This is a genomic window from Mucilaginibacter sp., from assembly GCF_965225845.1.
In the GTDB taxonomy this organism is placed as follows: domain Bacteria; phylum Bacteroidota; class Bacteroidia; order Sphingobacteriales; family Sphingobacteriaceae; genus Mucilaginibacter.
The window spans coordinates 545,338-563,207 of record NZ_CBDDBL010000001.1 but is presented as its reverse complement, the minus strand read 5'-3'; the positions used below and the strand labels follow the sequence as shown (position 1 = coordinate 563,207).

Sequence of the window (17,870 nt, the reverse complement as noted above, 5' to 3'; positions counted from 1 at the left end):
TTAGTTGACAATTTCATTACAATTGAAAAACCCGGTGATAACGCCTTCGCACAGCAATGATGATGTTGCAAAGCTTTAGCATAAAAAAAGCCCCTTTAAAAGGGGCCTTTATTTAATAGTAACGATAGTATCTGTGGTGGTGCCAATAATAAGGCGACCTATGGTGCCAGTGGCGGTGATGCCAGTAATATGGGCCTCCGCCAATTCGTACTGATACTTGTGCCTGGGCACTTCCAAACGTGAAGATGGTTATTATAACCAATATCATCAATTTTAGATATTTCATTTTTTTAATGTTTTAATTGAACAATACGTCATGAAGCAATACTCATGACCAATTTTAATTTAGCCTTTCAAAATGGATGCCATAAATTACGCTGGCAATTAATTATAGTGGCCGGGTACCCAATGCCTGCCACCGTTAGGGCCTACATCATAGTGTCCCGGTACCCATCCTGGTCCGCGCCTAACTACACATGAACTGATGCTGAATGCGATTACCATAAGTAACAGCAAATGCTTGATTGTTTTCATTTTTAATAGATATTAGATTTATTTTATTTGGTTAATTCACTCTTAATTAATTACATACAACCGATTAACCCGCATTCTGTTTTTTAGCCTGCCTTCTTTCGCGCCTTTTCTCAACCCAATTAGTATAATCCTTTTTTTGTTCCGGATTGAGCACAGTATACATCCGCTCATCGGTTTGCGCTAAAATATTACGGTGTGCCAAACGGTTTGCCCTCCGTGTCGGTTGCCGGTTGTTCTTTAAACTATCAATCCTGATAGCCTGGCTAAGCATTATCCGCCTTACTTTGATAGCTTGGTTTGCCGAAAGATTTAACTTTTTCGCCAAGACCTCTGTCTTTTTAGCAGCTCGCTGCTCCGGTGTTTTGGGGATCTTTTGGTTTGCGCATGCTATATTTAAAATAGAAATAAGCGCACACATTAAAAACATTTGTTTCATCACTTTTCCTTTCTTTATTATATTTCTCATTAAATTATTTTCACTGCTGCGCTTATTTATTGATTATCTCCAGTGGCCGGGAATCCAGATAGAGCCCCTGCGTGTTTCCCTCCAATGTCCGCGAACATAGAATGCACCAGGGTGTGGTGGCACTGCCCAGTAACCGCCATGCCAGGCGTATGTTCCGTTTCTTGGCGCCCAATCTTCATCAACCCAAACAGCACCCGGGCCTGGCGCTACCGGGCGGGCAACAACAACTGCCGGCCTTGCCGGGTGTATCCTAACAATAATTTGAGCCTTTGCGGTTAATCCGGTTAAACCAATTACCGCTGTAGCTAACAGTACTTTTGCAAACTTTTTCATAGAATTAAATATTTCGTTTAAACTTTCAGGCACATATTATATCATATGTACATAACAAATTATTTAAATACATCTTATAACAATGTATTTAAATGTTAAACTATATTTTTTATAAATGGTTTAAAAAAATAATAAATACATCTTATTAAAAGGCATTTCAACATTTTGAATATATATTTGTTTAAAAAAACATGTATTCAAAAGAGCTGTTGAAGGGAACGATAGAGATAATCATTTTAAAACTGTTATCTGAAACCGAAAAGATGTATGGCTACGAGATCACACAAAAAGTTAAAGCTTTAACCGGCGATAAAATAATAATAAGCGAAGGCGCATTATATTCATCATTACATAAAATGGAGGCTACCGGTGTTTTAGCAACCGAAACCATAATGACGGGAAAAAGGCCAAGGATATATTATAAATTAACAAAAAGCGGCGCGGATGTAGCTGCCGCTAAAATTGCCGAGCTTACCTCATTCATAAAATCACTTAACGAAGTGATAGATTTTAGTTTACCCAATACATGAAAAGAGAAGTATACGATGATGAACATGAGCACATTCTGATTTATTTGCACGGCATTGGTGTAACTGATGGGCAAGTACAGGCGGAAATGGCCGATCATCTATGCATCGTTACAGAACTTTACTTAGACCAGGGCTACGATTTTGACGCGGCGTTTCACCTCGCTAAAGCCGATATAAAACCAAATGACCTTGTTAACATAAACAATAATGCAGGCAGTTTAAAAGGTTACCCCAAATTTTTAGGAAAGATCTTCCTATTGATTATCGGGCTAGTATTCTTCGCGATATTCCTTGCCGGAATCTACATGAAAATCCATCATATTCCCGGGTTCAGAATGGTGACCATCATTGGCAGAAGATTGATCGGCTTTGGCTTGTTACCTATGATCTTATTGTACAACCTGGTTGAGTATTCCAACAAAACCAAACAGGTTTTGGGCTTTATTTTTTTGTTTTCAGCATTCCAAACCGTATCCGAGCTCATCCTTCACCATAAACTTAACCTGATATTTTTGAGCACCAGTGCCATTATTGGCATAATTTGGCTGATCGTGTTTTGGATTAATCCGATCATTAAGTTAATGAGAGATCATTTTGAATCATAAAGCTATAGTATTTATATTTTTTTTATAAGTTTGATGTATTTAATATCAAACAGTTGTATTTTATTCACTAAATTATAAACACAGGGGTTGTCATCTAATGATGAAGAAATTTTTATTCGCTTAAAAATGATTATTTGCATATACTCGGAATGAAATTTGCTTTTAGTTTGCAAACAGAATGGGTATGGCCAAAAGAATACTTGTAATTGACGACGATGAAGATATTCTTGAAATACTAAATGTGGTGTTCCAGGAAGAAGGATATGAGGTTGTACTATCCAATACCGGCGACGCTGCTGAACATATTCATGTGATCCACCCCGATATGATCCTTCTTGACGTTCGCATTGCAGCCAGCGCCAAAAACGGCGCAGAGATCTGTGCAGAAATTAAATCACAATACAAAGAAAAAGCGCCTCCCGTCATCCTGGTTTCCGGCGAATCTGATCTGGCCATATTGGCTAATGAATGTGGTGCAGACACCTTTATACCAAAACCATTTGATATTATTGATATTGTAATGCAGGTTAAATCGCATCTCAAATAGTTTATTAAGGTTTATTTCTTTATTATCACTTCTTCAATTTATAATTGAAATTTAACCCGGGATTTCAGCCAAAGTGTTTACATTAGTACATTAAAATGTACCCATGAGCGACAAACCCAATGATTCCCGGCCGGGGCAAAAAATCAATTTAGGTTCAGAGAAGCTAAAAACATTTTTTGTGAGGCATTTGGATAAAATTTATGCGGCTAAAATGCACCTTGTTACACGCTTACCTTTAATAGCTAATGAAGCGCATTTTATTGATCTGCGCCATGCGATCGGGGAGACGGTTGAGGATGTTGAAAAACAAATGGCCAGGATGGAATTAATCTATGCCCTGTTGGATGCCGAAACTAACGAGGCTAATAGCAGCGGCCTTATTGGGTTGGTAGACGATGCCTTTGCAGATATTCAGCTACACCAATCAGAACCTGAAATGCGTGACCTTTCCATTGCGTTTTATATGCACAATATTGAAAGTATGGAGATGGCCTCATTCCAGATACTACAAATGGCTGCAGTTAAACTGAAAAACAAACAGGTGAGGCAATTGCTAAAAGAAAACTATGATGAAGCAAAAGCTGACCGTACCCTGGTATTGTTGATTGCATCAAAATATGTAACTTCAACTAAAGATTAACTTTATAAATCAATTGTAGCGCAAACTCCGGGCTATTCTTAATATCCTGCTTGAGTATACATTTAAACTTAGCTCTAATACACCAGTTAAGGTATATTAGAGCTAAGTTTAAATATATTTGATCAACCCCTGATAATTATGAATTTTGAAACTTACAAACAAAAGTTTCTTGAAATTTTGACCAGTCCGGCTCCCGAAAAGCCTTATGATGATGCCGATTATATAAATTATACCCGGTTAAACTGGTCGAGGCAGGAGCGTTGGTTTAAAACGGGGGTGCTGAATCCTGAATTAGTAGCTGCTATACAAAACATCAATAAAAAACAATCCTGGACAGTTATTACTGAACATTGGTGCGGAGATGCGGCCCATACGCTTCCGTTTATAAACATGCTTGTTAAATATAATCCATTAATAGCTATAGATTATCAATTAAGGGATGACGAGCCGTTTTTGATAGATCAATACCTGACGAGGGGAGGCAAAGCCATACCTAAGCTAATTATAGCACAAGAAGGAGATATTGTTGCAGTTTGGGGGCCGAGACCTATCGGTTGTCAACTGTTATATGACAAACTATCCGAAATGCATGTTGATTACGCGCAAAAGAAAATAGCCTTACAAAAATGGTATAACGAAGATAAAGGCGTAAGCTTTCAGGCTGAATTACTTGCTATAATTTTGAAAAGTGTTAATAAACCTTCAATTTAAAATATCAATGTTGTGAAAGTGCCGGGCAGAAATTAAAAAATGCGCTTTCTACACCCATTCCAGTTTTTCTATATCAAACCCGATAGCCCTGGCTCGCGCTAAAAACTCTCTTTTAATGTCATCCGGTATCGTAGTTTCCCTGGACAGTATCCACAGGTAATCCAAACCGCTGCCTGAAACCAGCGCATACTTGTAATGCGGATCAATATCCAGTACATTATAGGAAGCATAAAAAGGCCTGAAATAAGATACCTTCAGCATGCCTACACCTTTACGGTCGGCAAATTTAATGGTGCCTGATAATTCCTTCCACTCGCCCTTCTGGGTATTATATCCTTTGGTAATTACTTTAAAGCTGCCGTTATTATTTGATGAATATTCTTCGGTAAGGTGGTTAATATCTTTTTCGATACTATTTGGCAGGCGCGCTATTTCGTACCATTTTCCTAAATAACGGTTCATGTCGAACGGCTCAACAGCCACCGCGTTGTCTGGAATATTCTTCGATAATAATTTATAAACTACTGCTGCTATGCCTGCTCCGGCAGCCAGCGCAATTAACCACTTCTCCTTTTTCATACAAGAATAATATTCCTGAATGAATTTTTGTTTGAGTTAAAATTGTAAAATTATGTTAAACTTCGACGGTTTCTGTCCGCCTGCTCTTTACCAAACGTTCGCGGTGTTGTTCGCCCCAGGTTTTTAAGGCCTCAATTACAGGCTGCACGGTATCGCTGTAGTCCGTTAACTCATAAGTTATCGTTACCGGTACGGTATTAAAAACTTTACGTTCAATCATGTCATTCAACTCCAGTTCACGTAACTCTTTCGAAAGCATTTTAGGAGTAATATCCACTAATGATCGTTGTATATCCTTAAACCGCATTGGGCCTTCTGCCAAAGCAACCATCAAAAGCAATTTCCACTTGCCGCTTAATACATAAAGCGCGTCTTTAACGGAATTTATCGGTCCCCGGCAGGTGTCCGGGTTATGTCCTTCACCTTTTATCATTTTGTCTGTTATTTGTCACTATACAGATGCATAGCGGTATCCTTTGGGATAGTACTATATTTTGTATAGCAAAGATACATAGTTTTGCATGAGGATTTAAAAAACTAAAACAAATGAAAATATTACACATTATTTCGAGCGCTAAAGGCGATGCTTCTTTCAGCTTAAAGCTTGGCAATGCCGTTGTTGAAAAATTAGAGGCTAAATACCCGGGTAGCACCGTTACCACCCGTGATGTGGTTAAACATCCTTTCCCGCATTTGGAAGAGGTTCATTTAAGCTCGTTTTTCACTCCTGCTGAAAACCACTCACCAGAGCAGGCAGCAGCTATCAAACATTCAAACATTGCCATCGCTGAGCTTCAGGATGCAGATGCTATTGTTGTTGATGTTCCTTTCTACAATTTCAGCATCCCTTCTGCATTAAAAGCATGGATCGATCATATCTGCCGTGCAGGTGTAACATTCCATTACACTGCTAACGGACCAGAAGGCCTGGTTAAGGGCAAAAAAGTTTATTTTGCAATTGCCTCAGGCGGGGTTTACTCAGAAGGGCCATATGCCCCTTATGATTTTGCAACACCATACCTTAAAGGCGTATTCGGCTTTTTAGGCATGACAAATACTACAATTTTACGTGCTGAAGGCTTATCTGTCCCTGATAAACAAGAAGCTGCATTAGCAAAAGCTATTGAAAGCATCGAGGTTTAATATTCCTTCTTTAAAAACAAATAAAGCCGGTAAATACCAGCTTTATTTGTTTAATAATACTCCGGCTTTATTACGGAGGCCATCAAAAATTCCATATGTTTTAATAATATATTCTTCCACCAAAAGCGGTACTCGCGCGGGCCTGCAACCTGTTTTTCATGATCCTTCCGGCATAATCCTTCCATCGCCAGCAACTTGTACATCACTTTTCGCGAATGGTCTATCCCTGCATGCGAACGCTCCGAATAGCCCATCATCTGGTTAATCTCTTTATTTGATTTTCCGGCTAATATCAATTCAAATATTTCAATGTGATGTGTAGACATTCCTCTTGATTTTAAAAGAGGCCTGTTTAATGATATAACTTGTTCCATATCTTTAATTATTTTATTTGTGCAAATAATTCTCCTGCGTGTTTAATGACATAATTGGCGTTAACCTGCATCATAACCAGCACCACGCAAATAGATGCAAGGCTTATTACTACATTAAATATGGCCAGCAGAAGCCTGTCATTCATTTTTATATCTTTTTCGCGGGTTTTTAGCTTATAAAGCACGATCAACCCATGCAGGCCAGCGGTAAAAGCCACTAGCAGTATGATAAAAAAACAACTATTCGTGTTTTGCAGCGGCCAAATAGCCTGTGCTAAAGTTTTCATTATTATTCAACCTTTAATACTGTAAATTCTGTACGCCTGTTCAGTTGCCTGCCGTCCGGGTTATCCTTGCCGTTTGGCAAGGAGTTTGACGCAATTGGCCTTGATTTTCCGTAGCCTTTAGCGAATATCCTGGTTTCGGGAATACCTTTAGATATCATATAATCAACGCATGACTGCGCCCTATCCTGCGAAAGTTTCAGGTTATAAGCATCACTGCCTATTGAGTCGGTATGTGCACTTAGCTCTATCTTAATGGTTGGGTTATCCTGCAATATTTTAATAACCTGATCTAAAACTGTTTCTGATTCGGGCCTTAAGGTTGATTTCGCATAATCATACAACACATTTTTAATAACAATCGGCTTATTTACCACAAAGGCCTGTAAGCAAATATCAGGGTTAACCAGTGTATCTGACTTCATGCTACCTGATGCAGGAACAGGAAGTATTTTTGTGAAATACCCCTTCTTCTCCAATACCATGGAATATGGGCGCTTGTTGGTTACGCTGAATGTATACACGCCATTTGTACCAGACTCCTGCTGATTGATAGTTTCCTTAGTTAAAGAATCAACAAAACTTACTTTAACACCCGCTAAAGCTATATGCGTATCACAATCTGTTACTAAGCCCTTCAGCACATACTTATGGTCAACTACGGTAAACAGGTTAAGGCAACAGTCCGATTCCCTGTCCGAGCTTACATAGGCTATCCTGCGGTCATTATTATCGGGTAAATAATAAAGGTCATCTTTAGCTGAATTCATTGGGTAACCCATATTTTTAGGCGTGCTCCATTGGCCCATATTTTCATAGGTCACAAAAAAGTCAAAGCCGCCCAGTCCGGTAAATCCCTTTGAACTGTAGATCAGTTTTTTTTCAACCATATCATAATATGGCGCTTCTTCGTCTTGCGGGGTGTTAACCGTTGGGCCAAGGTTTCGCGAGTTTACCGGTAAGCCGTCAGCATCAAGGTCACTTACCCAAATGTCATCGCCGCCCACACCACCGGGCTTGGTCGATACAAAAAACAGTCGCTTGCCATCAGCAGTTATAAATGGCTGGATAGATTGAAAGCCCTCCACATTGATATTGGAACCTAATTTAACAGGTGCACCCCATCCGGTAGTTTCCGAAAGCCTGCTCAAATAAATGGCATGAATAGTTTTGCTTCCTGTTTTGTACCAGCGGGTCATATACATCCTTTTGCCTGTAGGGTCAATAGTTGGTGTACCGTATTCTACTTCTTTTTTGTCGTCGGTGTTGCTAAAAGTTACCATCTGCGGAACCGCATTTGCATCTGTTGGCAAAGTATAGATCCTGTTTAAATGGCGTTTATCATTTTTTATCATTCTTGACGACGTGAAATAACGCATGCCATTGGTCATTACCGGTGCATAATCTGATCCGTCAATGTTTATTTTCCCGTTCATCATATTAACATCCAATAAAGCCGGGTACAGGTATGCCTGCTTAGCAAACTGGCAGTTGCGCAGTTCCTCGTAGGCCATATCGGAGTATTTAGATTGAGCAGGGTTTTGCGCGATATAAAGCTGCAATTGTTTAATGGCTTCATCAAAATGCTGATTAGCGCGCAGGCATATGCCATACCAAAGCCTTGCGAGCGGATATTTGGTTAGGTTGCCGCCACTAACAACTTTATAATACCAGGGCTCCGCCTCCAGGTAATTTTCATACAACCGGTATGATTCGGCAAGCTGGTAACTGATGTAATCCGAAGTTTCGGGCTTTGTTTTCCTGGTTGTTTCATCGCCCCGGAATGGTATTAATGATTGGGGTAATAAATTAAGGCCTGTTGCTGTTTGCTTATAATAATAAGCGGCTTCGTAATAATCCTTATTAGCAAAAGCCTTATCAGCTAACAACCTGGTGTTAACCGGCGCCTGCCCAAATGCACTCAGGGTGGCGATGAGTATTATATTTAGTGATATGATCGTTTTCATTGCTGTTTAAATTTTTCCTGTTATCAGGTAATTCATAATTCGGGTTACAATCTTGGGCAAATAGGTTCAGGCTCCTGTATTCGTTTATGAAACACATAACTTATCGATAGCTCTAAACCACCCTGCCCGGCAGTAGCCGTATTAAGTTGCGATGTGTTAAAATCATAACTTGCGCCTACTATGTAATTGTCAAAATGGTAGCCCACATTGGCTATGGCAGCATCTTGAAAACGGTACATGGCACCCAATATCAACCCGTTATTATTAGGCAATTTAAACTCTGAATAACCCCCGACTGCCTTTTCTTCTGCCTGTTGTTGCCTGATATAAATAAAGTGCGGGGTTAGATCGACCGCATCGCCAAGTTTTAGCCTTACACCGCCGTGTATAATATACCGGATAGGCAATTTGGCATCATTATCAGCAAAAGCAAACGGATCTGTTGGCCGGTTAAGGTGGGCTGCGCTAACTCCTAAAAACGGGTTGGCAGTATGCATTGGGTCACCGTCGTAGTAAAATATTCCTGCACCGGCATCAAACACGGTTGAGCTGCTGTTAGAAAAATTCTCATTGCTTGGCATATTCGGATCATAACCAAGCCCCGGGTTAAACTGATCGCCTAATTGTAACTTGCTTGGATCAAAACTCCTGTTGATCAAACCTGCCTGCACGCCGAAGTTTATTTTCTGTGTACCGTCATTTGATACTGCAATGTTATAGCTAAACGACCCATATGCTGTGAAATAATTGTATCCTGCCGTACCAGCCGATTGATCTAAAAAATTTATGCCTACGCCCATCCGGTCGTTAGGCCGTACATCTGCCGACAAAGCCCCGGTTTCATACGCGTTGTTTACCGTAGCATATTGATCTTTAAAATTTGCAGTTACACGGGTATCGCCGTTCATTACACCGGTTAAAGCAGGGTTTAAGAATAGCGGGTATGCATAATATTGTGAAAAGTGCGGATCTATCTGCGCTTTTACCTGGCTAACTATTATAATTTGTAATAATATAGCTATAGTGGTTATAATCTTTTTCATGTTGAAATGTCTTTTTATAGTTAATGAATTGTTTAAGGAATTTGAATACCCCACCGGGTTGCTACGATGATTTGATCATCGCAGCAGTGTGATTGTCCCCTTCTTCATTACTTTGGATCCATCATTCATTACAGCTTCGGCATAGTATACGTATACACCTACAGGCTGATTGGTGCCTTTATAAGTACCATCCCAACCGCTTGCCTGGCTGTTGGATTTAAAGATCATTTCTCCCCATTGATTATATACATAAAAGTTCAGGCTCTTGATGCTCGTACCGTACACATATTCAATATCATTTTTACCATCGCCGTTAGGTGTAAAGGCGTTAGGCACAAAAATGTAGTCGGCTATCGGGTTTTGCGCTGTACCTGTAGCTATATTTGAATTGGCACTGAGCTCACAACCCGAATTACCTAAAGCGCGTACTACCAGCGTAACACTTTGTCCCGGATCAAGCCCTGAAATTGTATAGGTTGGCTCACTATTGCCCGGGTCAAAAAATGTGGTTCCGCCATCAACACTTACCTGGTAACTTGTGGCTCCCTGTACTGCGCTCCATTCAAACCTTACTGTTGATATTGTAGTGTTACCCACTATTACCACGGGTGCTGCCAATTGCTGTAAAATAACCACAGGCACCGCGGTTCGTGATGTTGATATACAACCACTGCTTGCATCTGTAGCCTCCGCGTAGTAAGTGGTATTATTAACTAATAACGGTGTCGTAAAGCTGCTGCCGGTTGCCAAAGCAGTGCTACCTGTTGCTGTTGAATACCAGGTTATGGTTGCATTTGGGTCGATGCTTGTTGCCGTAAGTGTAATATTTGTACCCGGACAAATTGGTGTGTTGTTACTTACAACCGGCGCCGCGGGCGCATTGGTTACGATAATACTTACCGGTGTTCTTGAACTTGAAGTACAACCCGTAGTATTTGTTGCATCAACATAATAAGTAGTACCTGATGCTAATGCCGGGGTTGTAAAGCTTGTCCCGGTATAAACAGAAGAACCGCCCGTTGCTGCTGTATACCAGTTATAAGTATAGCCGGCCTGCGGGTTTGCAATACCCAAAGTAACCGATGTGCCTGCACATGTTTGTATGGTGCCTGTATTTGATATGGCAGGCGCAGCCGGCGGCGGTGTTACCGTTGCCTGGCCCATTGCCAGGTTTGTGCTGCTGCATCCGCTGCCATTTACGGCAGATACATAAAAGTTAGTGGTGTTGGTTATTGGCCCGGTTATGTAAGTTGTACCCGTAAATAACAAATTGGTTTCAGCAGGTGAATCATACCAGTTATAACTTACACCCGCCTGTGGATTGCTTACTACAAAAGTAGCGGGGCTGCCGGAGCATACCGATACGGAGTTATTAACCAACACCGGATCTTGCGGCAATGGGTTTACATTGATAGTGACTGCCGTACGTGCCGATGGATTACAATCGCCCGCGGTAGATGCTGCTACATAATACGTTGTTGTGGCAGTTATTGGCGGGGTTACATATTCTGTACCCACATACAACAATGTTCCTCCGGCGGCAGAATCAAACCACCAGTAGGTATTACCAACCTGTGGGTTAACAATAGTTAATGTTGCCGAAGAACCTGAGCAAACGCCTGTACCGCCCGCTAAAGTTTGCACTTGCGGAGGTGTTGGAACAGGGGTTACCATAATATCTGTTTCTGTTCGTGTTGGGCTTGTGCAACCGGTGCTGTTTGCCGCCTCAACAAAATAACTTGCATTGGCCGTAACGTTATTCGCGGTAAACGTTGTTCCTGTGAATATCAGCGTACCACCTGTTGCTGCTGTATACCAGTTATAAGTTATGCCGGCAACAGGATTATCAATATTTATGGATACACTGCCCCCGCTACATACCTGTGTGCTTGTTGCACTCAATGTTGGCGCTGCAACAGGGCTTGTTACATCAATATTTACCGCTGTTCTGCCCCCATTATTGATACAGCCTGTTGAAGTATTTGCAGCTTCAATATAATAAGTTGTATTTTGTGTAACAGGTGGCGTGGTATAACTGGTGCCATTGCTTAAAACAGCACCTCCGGTGGCAGCTGCATAATAATTATAAGTAACCCCTGCCTGCGGACTGGTTACTGTTATAGTCGCCGGGCTACCTGTGCATACAGTGATATTATTTGATTGTACACCTGGCTGCAGAGGTAAAGGGTTAATGGTTACTGTAGCTATCCCTCTTGATGGGCTTGTACAAGTTCCATTAGTAAGCTCCGCATAATAAGTAGCGGTTATTAGCGGTGTAACCGGAAAGTTAGCCCCGGTGAATAAAAGGTTACCGCCGTTAGCGGCATCATACCAATTTACAGTATAACCTGCGCCATTAGTTACCGATAATGTAACCGTACTACCCGCGCATATCTGTACCGCGTTTTGAGCCAAAGTAGGTGGCACCGGCGAAGGTGTAACATTTACCGTTGCCGCAACCTTATTGGGGTTAACGCAACCAGTAGCGGTACGGCTGCTTTGTACATAATAGGTAGTAGTTGCAGTGATTGGGCCGGTGGTAAAACTTGCACCGGTGTAAACCAATGTACCGCCGCTGTTATACCAGTTATCGGTTACGCCGGTACGTGCATTAGTTACTGTAAATGTTGCTGTGCCACCGGAGCAAATATTTACGGTTGAAGCGGCAAGTACCGGAATGCCAACCTGTTTGGTGGCATAAAATATATCAAGAGAGTTAAATGCGCTGAGTGTATTATTAACCAAAGTAACTTGTACGGCATTGTAAGCCGCACCCGGAACAAACTTTACAAGTACATCATTATTGCCGGATAGCACCAGGATAGCATTACTGGTTAATGTTGTCGCGTCATTGTTGGCGGTAGCACCATTAAATGATTGTATCTGGATGTTCCCCAATATTGCGGAAGATAGTATTGTAGCCGGGATCCTCATCCTGATCACAACGGTATCCCCCACTATGCCCGGGTCACTAAAAATTAATGCTTGCGAAGTAGAAGCGCTTAATAATGCTACCGGCACATTTAATGTTGAGTAGGTAGTAGTATCAGCATCAACAGCGTTGTTTGGATTGGTAACGCCGCAACCCACGCAAAGTACACCGCTGGTGGTGTTGGTTTGTGATGATGCAAAATCGCACGTTGTATTGAAAACAGTGTTAACCGTAATAGTTACTGCAGTACGCTGAGCACTTACACAACCTGTGGCAGGCAATTGCGCTTCGGCGTAATACGTAGCGGTTGAAAATAAAGCAGGTGTAACAAAGGTTGCCCCTGTATATACTGGCGTACCACCTGTGGCTGTGGTGTACCAATTATACGTTACACCTGCAGTAGCTGATGTTGCGGACAACGTAGCCGTTTGGCCTGATGATACTTGCCCTCCGGAAGGAGTAACAGTTACAACAGGGTTTGAAGGGATAGGGTTTACAATAACATCATCTTCGGCCCGGGAAGCGCTTACACAAGTGCCATTGGCTGCCTCAACATAATATGATGTGTTGGCGGTAAGTGCCGGTGTTGTAAACTGCGCACCTGTATATATTGGTGTACCGCCGGTTGGCATTGTATACCAGTTAAACGTAACGCCTGATTGTGCCGACATAGCGGTAAGCACAGCCGATGAACCAGAACAGGTTTGAACAGGTTCCTGCGCAACGGTTGGTGTAGATGGCGTGGTAGTTACATTGGCATTAACCACGGTACGTGTTGCGCTGGGGCATGAACCCGCGTTATCTGCCTCAACATAATAAGTAGTTGACGCTGTTAAGGCAGGAGTGGTAAATGAGTTACCGGTAAATACCGGCGTGCCACCGGTTGCTGCTGCATACCAGTTAAATGTGATTCCGGTAACCGGCGTTGCTGCAAATGTTGCCGCAGAGCCTGAACAAATGGTTTGGTTTGGCGCTGCTACCACAGGTGCGGCAGGTGTTGGCAATACATTTACTGTTGCAGGTGTCCGTATGGCTTGTGTACAGCCGTCCGCGGTGCGGCTGGCTTCGGCATAATAAGTGGTTGTAGCTGTTAACGCCGGGGTATTGAAGGTGTTGCCTGTATAAAGCGGCGTTCCGCCTGTGGCGGTACTGTACCACCTTACGGTTGCATCCGCAGATGCTGTTGCAGTAAGGGTAGCTTGAGCCCCCTGGCAGGAGTTTACACTCGCGGTGCTCACAACAGGCGCTGCAACTTCCTCATAAGCATCATAAATATTCAATAAACTTAACACACCTACAGTAGATCCAAGCCTGATCTGCAACCTGTCGAATGGCGCAGTCGCTACAAACGCATACCTGAAACGGGTAGTTCCATTCAGCAGTGTAACCGATATTAGATTGGTGTTCAGGCTGGTCATATCATTATTATAAGTGGTGCCATTATAAGTGGCCAGGCTTATACCTGATAATACGCCAACACTGGCAAGCGATCCCGGAACGCCTAACTCAACAATTACCGAATCACCGGCTATACCTGTATTTGCAAAACGCAAGGTTTGTTGCGCGTAAGCATTCACCAATCCTACAGGTACATCCAATTGCGAGAATGTGTTACGATCGTTATCTACAGCGGCAGCTTCGTTATTTACCGCGCAACCTATACAGGCTAAACCGCTTGTCGCCGGTGTTTCAGCAATGGCGGCATCACATGGCGTTGGGTTTATTACCGATGAGGCTACATCGACCACACCGGCAGCCCTGGTTGCAGACACTGTTCCGGTAGCCGTAACAGTGGCCTGGGCATAATAAGTAGTATCAGCAAAAATGGATGGCGTAGTAAAGGTTGCCCCTGTATAAATACTGGTGCCGCCCGTTGGTGTAGTAAACCAGTTAAATACGGTACCCGATGTTGTTGATGATGCGGTTAAAGTAGCGGTAGTTCCAGAGTTAACCGTTTGTGTTGACGGGGTTATCATTACATTTGGCACAACATTTGGCTGAACCTGCACATTAGCAGGTGTCCTGGTGGTTGATACACAGCTTCCTAATGCCGATTCGGCATAATAACTGGTATTGGCAGTTAAAGCAGGCGTAGTAAACGTATTTCCTGTAAATACAGGTGTTCCGCCTGTTGCGGCTGTATACCAGTTTACTGTAGCATTAACGGGCGCAGTAGCTGTAAAAGTTGCTGTTTGTCCGCTGTAAATGCTCGCACTTGTTGGGTTAACAACAGGTGCGGCAGGCGGGGTATCTACCAAAATTGTTACCGGATAGCGCACTGTGCTTGTACAAGCTCCGCGGGTGTAAGCAACATAGTAAGTGGTATTTGACGTTAAGGCCGGCGTGGTAAAGCTGCTGCCTGTACTAACCAATGTACCGCCTATTGGCGCGTTATAATACTGGAATGTGCCGTTTGTTGGCGAGGAGATATTAATTACCGCAGAACTGCCGCTGCAAATTTCGGGACTGGCTGGGCTAAACACCGGTTTAGGATATTCCTGAACGGCATAATAAACATTCAGAGAATTTATCAACCCCGCGACTCCTGAGTTTAACGTTACCTGCACACGGTCATAAGCACCTGTCGCCGGAATGTATACTGCATAGCGGCTACTGGCTGATAACAGGCTTACTGTAATTAAGTTGCTGCTTAAAGGGTAGCTTGAAACCAGGGTTGCTCCATTATATAGCGCTATGGTGATATTGGCAGCCACACCTGCAGTTAACAAATTAGCCGGCGAGCCCAATTCCAATTTAACGGTATCGCCGGCGTAGCCCGGTTGTTGAAATATTAATTGTTGCGATGCTGAGCCACCAACCAATCCCGCAAGTACACTAATAGTTGAAGCTGTTGTAGTATCGGCATCAACAGCAAGTGCATTATTGGTTATACCGCATCCAATGCAAAGGTTATTAACACTGCTGGTTTGATTATTGGCAAACGCGCAAGGTGTGTTATTATTAATTGTAACATTTATGGCAATAGCTGTTCTATCGGCAGACTGGCAACCCGATGCATTAACCCCCGCTACATAATAAGTAGTGCTGGTAAAAAGTGCAGGTGTGGTAAATGATGTACCTGTATAAACAGGTGATGCTGCTGTTGCTGATGTGTACCAATTGTAAGTAACCCCTGTTTGCGCATTGGTTACCGTAACAGTGGCAGTTTGCCCGGCACTTATAGTTGCGTTATTAGCAGCTAATATTGGGTTGGCAGGTGTAGGCGCGACTACTGCAGTAGCTACGCTACGTGTGCTGCTTTGGCAACCTGTGGCGTTATCCGCCTCTGCATAATAACTGGTTGTAGTAGACAGAACTGGTGTTGTAAAAGTATTGCCGGTATATAATGATGTACCGCCGGTTGCTGTGCTATACCAATTATAGGTAAGCCCGGCAACAGGTGCCGCTATGTTAAATACAGCTGCATTATTAGCGCAAATAGTATCATTAGGTGCGGTAATTGTTGGAGCAGCAGGCAATGTACTAACAGTTGCAGTAACCATGGTACGGCCCGGACTTACACATGTACCGCCGGATTGCGCTTCGGCATAATAACTGGTAGTAGCGGTTAAGGCGGGTGTGGTAAAGTTATTGCCTGTAGCAATTGCTGTTCCACCGCTTGCCGCGGTAAACCAGTTTATGGTTACGCCTGTTACCGCCTGCGCGGTAAAGGTTGCGGGCTGACCCGGACAAACAGTAACCGCCGCATTAGTAACAACCGGGTTAGCAGGTATAGTATTTACGGTTACTGTTACCGCAGTACGTTCAGATTGATCTGTACAACCGGCGCGCATGGCTGCTACATAATAGGTACTACTTGCGGTTAATGCCGGTGTTGTAAAGCTGCTGCCGGTAAATATTGGCGAACCGCCTGTTGTAGTTGTATACCATAAAAAGGTTGTATTAGGCTGCGCAACGGCAGTTAATGTAGCAGAGCTACCGTTACATATTGATGCTGAATTTGTTACAACATTGTTGAACTTTATAACCGGACCAGGATCAAACTTTTGTGCCTCGTATAAGTTCAGCGTGGATAATACATTGGCAATACCTCCGCCCAGCGTTACCTGAACGCGGTCGAAGATATTTGAGGGGACATAAGTAACCGTAAAATTTTGATATCCCCCAACTATACCTAATAATTGAACATTGAGTAAGTTTGAGTTTAAATAATAGGTTACGGCAGTTCCGTTTACACCGTTAGATGTTGATAAAGCTATATTTGATAATACCCCGGCAGATAGTAAAGATTGAGGAACAGACATGGTGATCCGCAGGGAATCACCAAGAATAGACGGGGATTCGTAAATTATAGTTTGTTGCGCATAAGCGCCCACCAAACCAACACCCGCATTTAAGGTTGATGCCGTTGTTAAATTGCCATCAATAGCGGCCTGCGGATTTTGCACCCCGCCAACATCGGCGCCCAAACTAAGCAAGCCTGATGATATACCGTGCAACTCATCAACTGGTGAATTACAGGCGCCAGCCGCTGTGCCATTATAAAAACCCTCGTAAAGGTAAATACTGCTTAGCGCACCAAGTATCCCACCGTTTAGTGTCACCCTTATACGGTCGTATGCCGCGGTAGGGGTTATGCTAAGCTCAATCTGGTCGTTATTACTTGCGGCGCTTATTAATGATGATGCCAAAACCGGTTGCCCGATAGCTGTAGTACCATTGTAAGCCTGCAGCGATATTCCGCCAAGCGCTGTTGCGCTTACCAGGTTATTCCCAGTACCTAACTTAACGGTTACCGGAGTATTTGCAGCAACTGGCGTTGTTCCAAATATTAATTCCTGGTAGCTAGCGGCAGCTAAGCCAACTGTAACATTTAATGTGGAATAAGTTTCCACATTACCATCGGCGGCATTGCCGGGTGTATTTACGGTACATCCCACGCATAATAAGCCCGTAGCGCCGTTATCCTGGCTGCTGGCGTATATACGCTGACCGTTAGAATTTAAAGTAGCAAATAGTAGCAGGCACAATAACAGAACGTACCTGGCCACACAGGTAAAGCTTTTCATGATGAGTTGTTTAAGTGAGATGAACTATTTCAGTCATCTAAAATTAAACAGCACTTTTACCATATCATCAAAACACTTTGTTCAGTTATTCACGAGGGCAGCCACTTGTTCACAGTTGACGGACCGCGTTCATTTTATTCACCACAGATCGT

At 42.8% G+C, this 17,870-nt stretch carries 17 protein-coding genes; 6 read left to right on the top strand and 11 right to left on the bottom strand.

All coding sequences use genetic code 11. The features are described from left to right. Window positions 1-112 precede the first annotated feature (112 nt). From ACYZ0U_RS02655 to ACYZ0U_RS02640, 4 genes are all read right to left on the bottom strand, one after another. Window positions 113-286 (bottom strand): hypothetical protein, encoded by a 174-nt coding sequence (locus ACYZ0U_RS02655; RefSeq protein ID WP_461449524.1) that lies wholly within the window; start codon window positions 284-286, stop codon window positions 113-115. A 98-nt stretch (window positions 287-384) separates the two neighbouring features. Further along, on the bottom strand, window positions 385-534 hold the full coding sequence (locus tag ACYZ0U_RS02650) for a hypothetical protein (protein WP_461449522.1): 150 nt from the start codon (window positions 532-534) through the stop codon (window positions 385-387). A 64-nt stretch (window positions 535-598) separates the two neighbouring features. Next, the gene (locus tag ACYZ0U_RS02645) at window positions 599-1,000 is read right to left on the bottom strand and encodes a hypothetical protein (RefSeq protein WP_461449520.1); all 402 of its coding nucleotides are present in this window, start codon (window positions 998-1,000) and stop codon (window positions 599-601) included. A 33-nt stretch (window positions 1,001-1,033) separates the two neighbouring features. After that, window positions 1,034-1,333, bottom strand: a complete 300-nt coding sequence (locus tag ACYZ0U_RS02640) for a hypothetical protein (RefSeq protein ID WP_461449518.1) — start codon at window positions 1,331-1,333, stop codon at window positions 1,034-1,036. Window positions 1,334-1,524: 191 nt separating this feature from the next. Here ACYZ0U_RS02640 and ACYZ0U_RS02635 point away from each other — a divergent pair, with 191 nt between their 5' ends. The 5 genes from ACYZ0U_RS02635 to ACYZ0U_RS02615 all read left to right on the top strand — a co-directional run bounded on the left by ACYZ0U_RS02635 (window position 1,525) and on the right by ACYZ0U_RS02615 (window position 4,366). Next, the gene (locus ACYZ0U_RS02635; protein ID WP_461449516.1) at window positions 1,525-1,863 is read left to right on the top strand and encodes a PadR family transcriptional regulator; all 339 of its coding nucleotides are present in this window, start codon (window positions 1,525-1,527) and stop codon (window positions 1,861-1,863) included. After that, window positions 1,860-2,468, top strand: coding sequence for a hypothetical protein (locus ACYZ0U_RS02630; RefSeq protein WP_461449514.1), 609 nt, complete (start codon window positions 1,860-1,862; stop codon window positions 2,466-2,468). The genes ACYZ0U_RS02635 and ACYZ0U_RS02630 overlap by 4 nt, the downstream gene beginning before the upstream one ends. A gap of 184 nt (window positions 2,469-2,652) precedes the next feature. Next, window positions 2,653-3,015, top strand: coding sequence for a response regulator transcription factor (locus ACYZ0U_RS02625; RefSeq protein ID WP_461449512.1), 363 nt, complete (start codon window positions 2,653-2,655; stop codon window positions 3,013-3,015). A gap of 103 nt (window positions 3,016-3,118) precedes the next feature. Continuing rightward, window positions 3,119-3,655: a DUF892 family protein gene (locus tag ACYZ0U_RS02620; protein ID WP_461449510.1), complete on the top strand. Its 537-nt coding sequence runs from the start codon at window positions 3,119-3,121 to the stop codon at window positions 3,653-3,655. A 138-nt stretch (window positions 3,656-3,793) separates the two neighbouring features. Continuing rightward, window positions 3,794-4,366, top strand: coding sequence for a thioredoxin family protein (locus ACYZ0U_RS02615; protein ID WP_461449508.1), 573 nt, complete (start codon window positions 3,794-3,796; stop codon window positions 4,364-4,366). Between the two features lie 48 nt (window positions 4,367-4,414). Here ACYZ0U_RS02615 and ACYZ0U_RS02610 read toward each other — a convergent pair whose 3' ends face one another. Continuing rightward, window positions 4,415-4,945, bottom strand: coding sequence for a lipocalin family protein (locus ACYZ0U_RS02610; RefSeq protein WP_461449506.1), 531 nt, complete (start codon window positions 4,943-4,945; stop codon window positions 4,415-4,417). Window positions 4,946-5,000: 55 nt separating this feature from the next. Beyond that, entirely contained in the window at window positions 5,001-5,378 is a 378-nt protein-coding gene (locus ACYZ0U_RS02605; RefSeq protein WP_461449504.1) for a winged helix-turn-helix transcriptional regulator, read from the bottom strand. Between the two features lie 113 nt (window positions 5,379-5,491). Here ACYZ0U_RS02605 and ACYZ0U_RS02600 point away from each other — a divergent pair, with 113 nt between their 5' ends. Next, window positions 5,492-6,088, top strand: coding sequence for an FMN-dependent NADH-azoreductase (locus ACYZ0U_RS02600; protein WP_461449502.1), 597 nt, complete (start codon window positions 5,492-5,494; stop codon window positions 6,086-6,088). Window positions 6,089-6,138: 50 nt separating this feature from the next. Here ACYZ0U_RS02600 and ACYZ0U_RS02595 read toward each other — a convergent pair whose 3' ends face one another. From ACYZ0U_RS02595 to ACYZ0U_RS02575, 5 genes are all read right to left on the bottom strand, one after another. Further along, window positions 6,139-6,462 (bottom strand): hypothetical protein, encoded by a 324-nt coding sequence (locus ACYZ0U_RS02595; protein ID WP_461449500.1) that lies wholly within the window; start codon window positions 6,460-6,462, stop codon window positions 6,139-6,141. A gap of 8 nt (window positions 6,463-6,470) precedes the next feature. After that, window positions 6,471-6,749, bottom strand: a complete 279-nt coding sequence (locus tag ACYZ0U_RS02590) for a hypothetical protein (RefSeq protein WP_461449498.1) — start codon at window positions 6,747-6,749, stop codon at window positions 6,471-6,473. Between the two features lie 2 nt (window positions 6,750-6,751). Next, complete coding sequence (locus ACYZ0U_RS02585; RefSeq protein WP_461449496.1) at window positions 6,752-8,713, bottom strand: OmpA family protein; 1,962 nt, start codon at window positions 8,711-8,713, stop codon at window positions 6,752-6,754. 44 nt (window positions 8,714-8,757) lie between these two features. Next, window positions 8,758-9,756 carry a PorP/SprF family type IX secretion system membrane protein gene (locus ACYZ0U_RS02580; protein WP_461449494.1) on the bottom strand — a complete coding sequence of 333 codons (999 nt, stop codon included), beginning with the start codon at window positions 9,754-9,756 and terminating at the stop codon, window positions 8,758-8,760. Window positions 9,757-9,831: 75 nt separating this feature from the next. Beyond that, window positions 9,832-17,718, bottom strand: coding sequence for an Ig-like domain-containing protein (locus tag ACYZ0U_RS02575; RefSeq protein WP_461449492.1), 7,887 nt, complete (start codon window positions 17,716-17,718; stop codon window positions 9,832-9,834). Window positions 17,719-17,870: the final 152 nt, after the last annotated feature.

Bases quoted from the DNA above. Each gene is read 5' to 3' on its own strand.
- ACYZ0U_RS02655 (WP_461449524.1), bottom strand. From the start codon at position 286: ATGAAATATCTAAAATTGATGATATTGGTTATAATAACCATCTTCACG.
- ACYZ0U_RS02650 (WP_461449522.1), bottom strand. From the start codon at position 534: ATGAAAACAATCAAGCATTTGCTGTTACTTATGGTAATCGCATTCAGC.
- ACYZ0U_RS02645 (WP_461449520.1), bottom strand. From the start codon at position 1,000: ATGAGAAATATAATAAAGAAAGGAAAAGTGATGAAACAAATGTTTTTA.
- ACYZ0U_RS02640 (WP_461449518.1), bottom strand. From the start codon at position 1,333: ATGAAAAAGTTTGCAAAAGTACTGTTAGCTACAGCGGTAATTGGTTTA.
- ACYZ0U_RS02635 (WP_461449516.1), top strand. From the start codon at position 1,525: ATGTATTCAAAAGAGCTGTTGAAGGGAACGATAGAGATAATCATTTTA.
- ACYZ0U_RS02630 (WP_461449514.1), top strand. From the start codon at position 1,860: ATGAAAAGAGAAGTATACGATGATGAACATGAGCACATTCTGATTTAT.
- ACYZ0U_RS02625 (WP_461449512.1), top strand. From the start codon at position 2,653: ATGGCCAAAAGAATACTTGTAATTGACGACGATGAAGATATTCTTGAA.
- ACYZ0U_RS02620 (WP_461449510.1), top strand. From the start codon at position 3,119: ATGAGCGACAAACCCAATGATTCCCGGCCGGGGCAAAAAATCAATTTA.
- ACYZ0U_RS02615 (WP_461449508.1), top strand. From the start codon at position 3,794: ATGAATTTTGAAACTTACAAACAAAAGTTTCTTGAAATTTTGACCAGT.
- ACYZ0U_RS02610 (WP_461449506.1), bottom strand. From the start codon at position 4,945: ATGAAAAAGGAGAAGTGGTTAATTGCGCTGGCTGCCGGAGCAGGCATA.
- ACYZ0U_RS02605 (WP_461449504.1), bottom strand. From the start codon at position 5,378: ATGATAAAAGGTGAAGGACATAACCCGGACACCTGCCGGGGACCGATA.
- ACYZ0U_RS02600 (WP_461449502.1), top strand. From the start codon at position 5,492: ATGAAAATATTACACATTATTTCGAGCGCTAAAGGCGATGCTTCTTTC.
- ACYZ0U_RS02595 (WP_461449500.1), bottom strand. From the start codon at position 6,462: ATGGAACAAGTTATATCATTAAACAGGCCTCTTTTAAAATCAAGAGGA.
- ACYZ0U_RS02590 (WP_461449498.1), bottom strand. From the start codon at position 6,749: ATGAAAACTTTAGCACAGGCTATTTGGCCGCTGCAAAACACGAATAGT.
- ACYZ0U_RS02585 (WP_461449496.1), bottom strand. From the start codon at position 8,713: ATGAAAACGATCATATCACTAAATATAATACTCATCGCCACCCTGAGT.
- ACYZ0U_RS02580 (WP_461449494.1), bottom strand. From the start codon at position 9,756: ATGAAAAAGATTATAACCACTATAGCTATATTATTACAAATTATAATA.
- ACYZ0U_RS02575 (WP_461449492.1), bottom strand. From the start codon at position 17,718: ATGAAAAGCTTTACCTGTGTGGCCAGGTACGTTCTGTTATTGTGCCTG.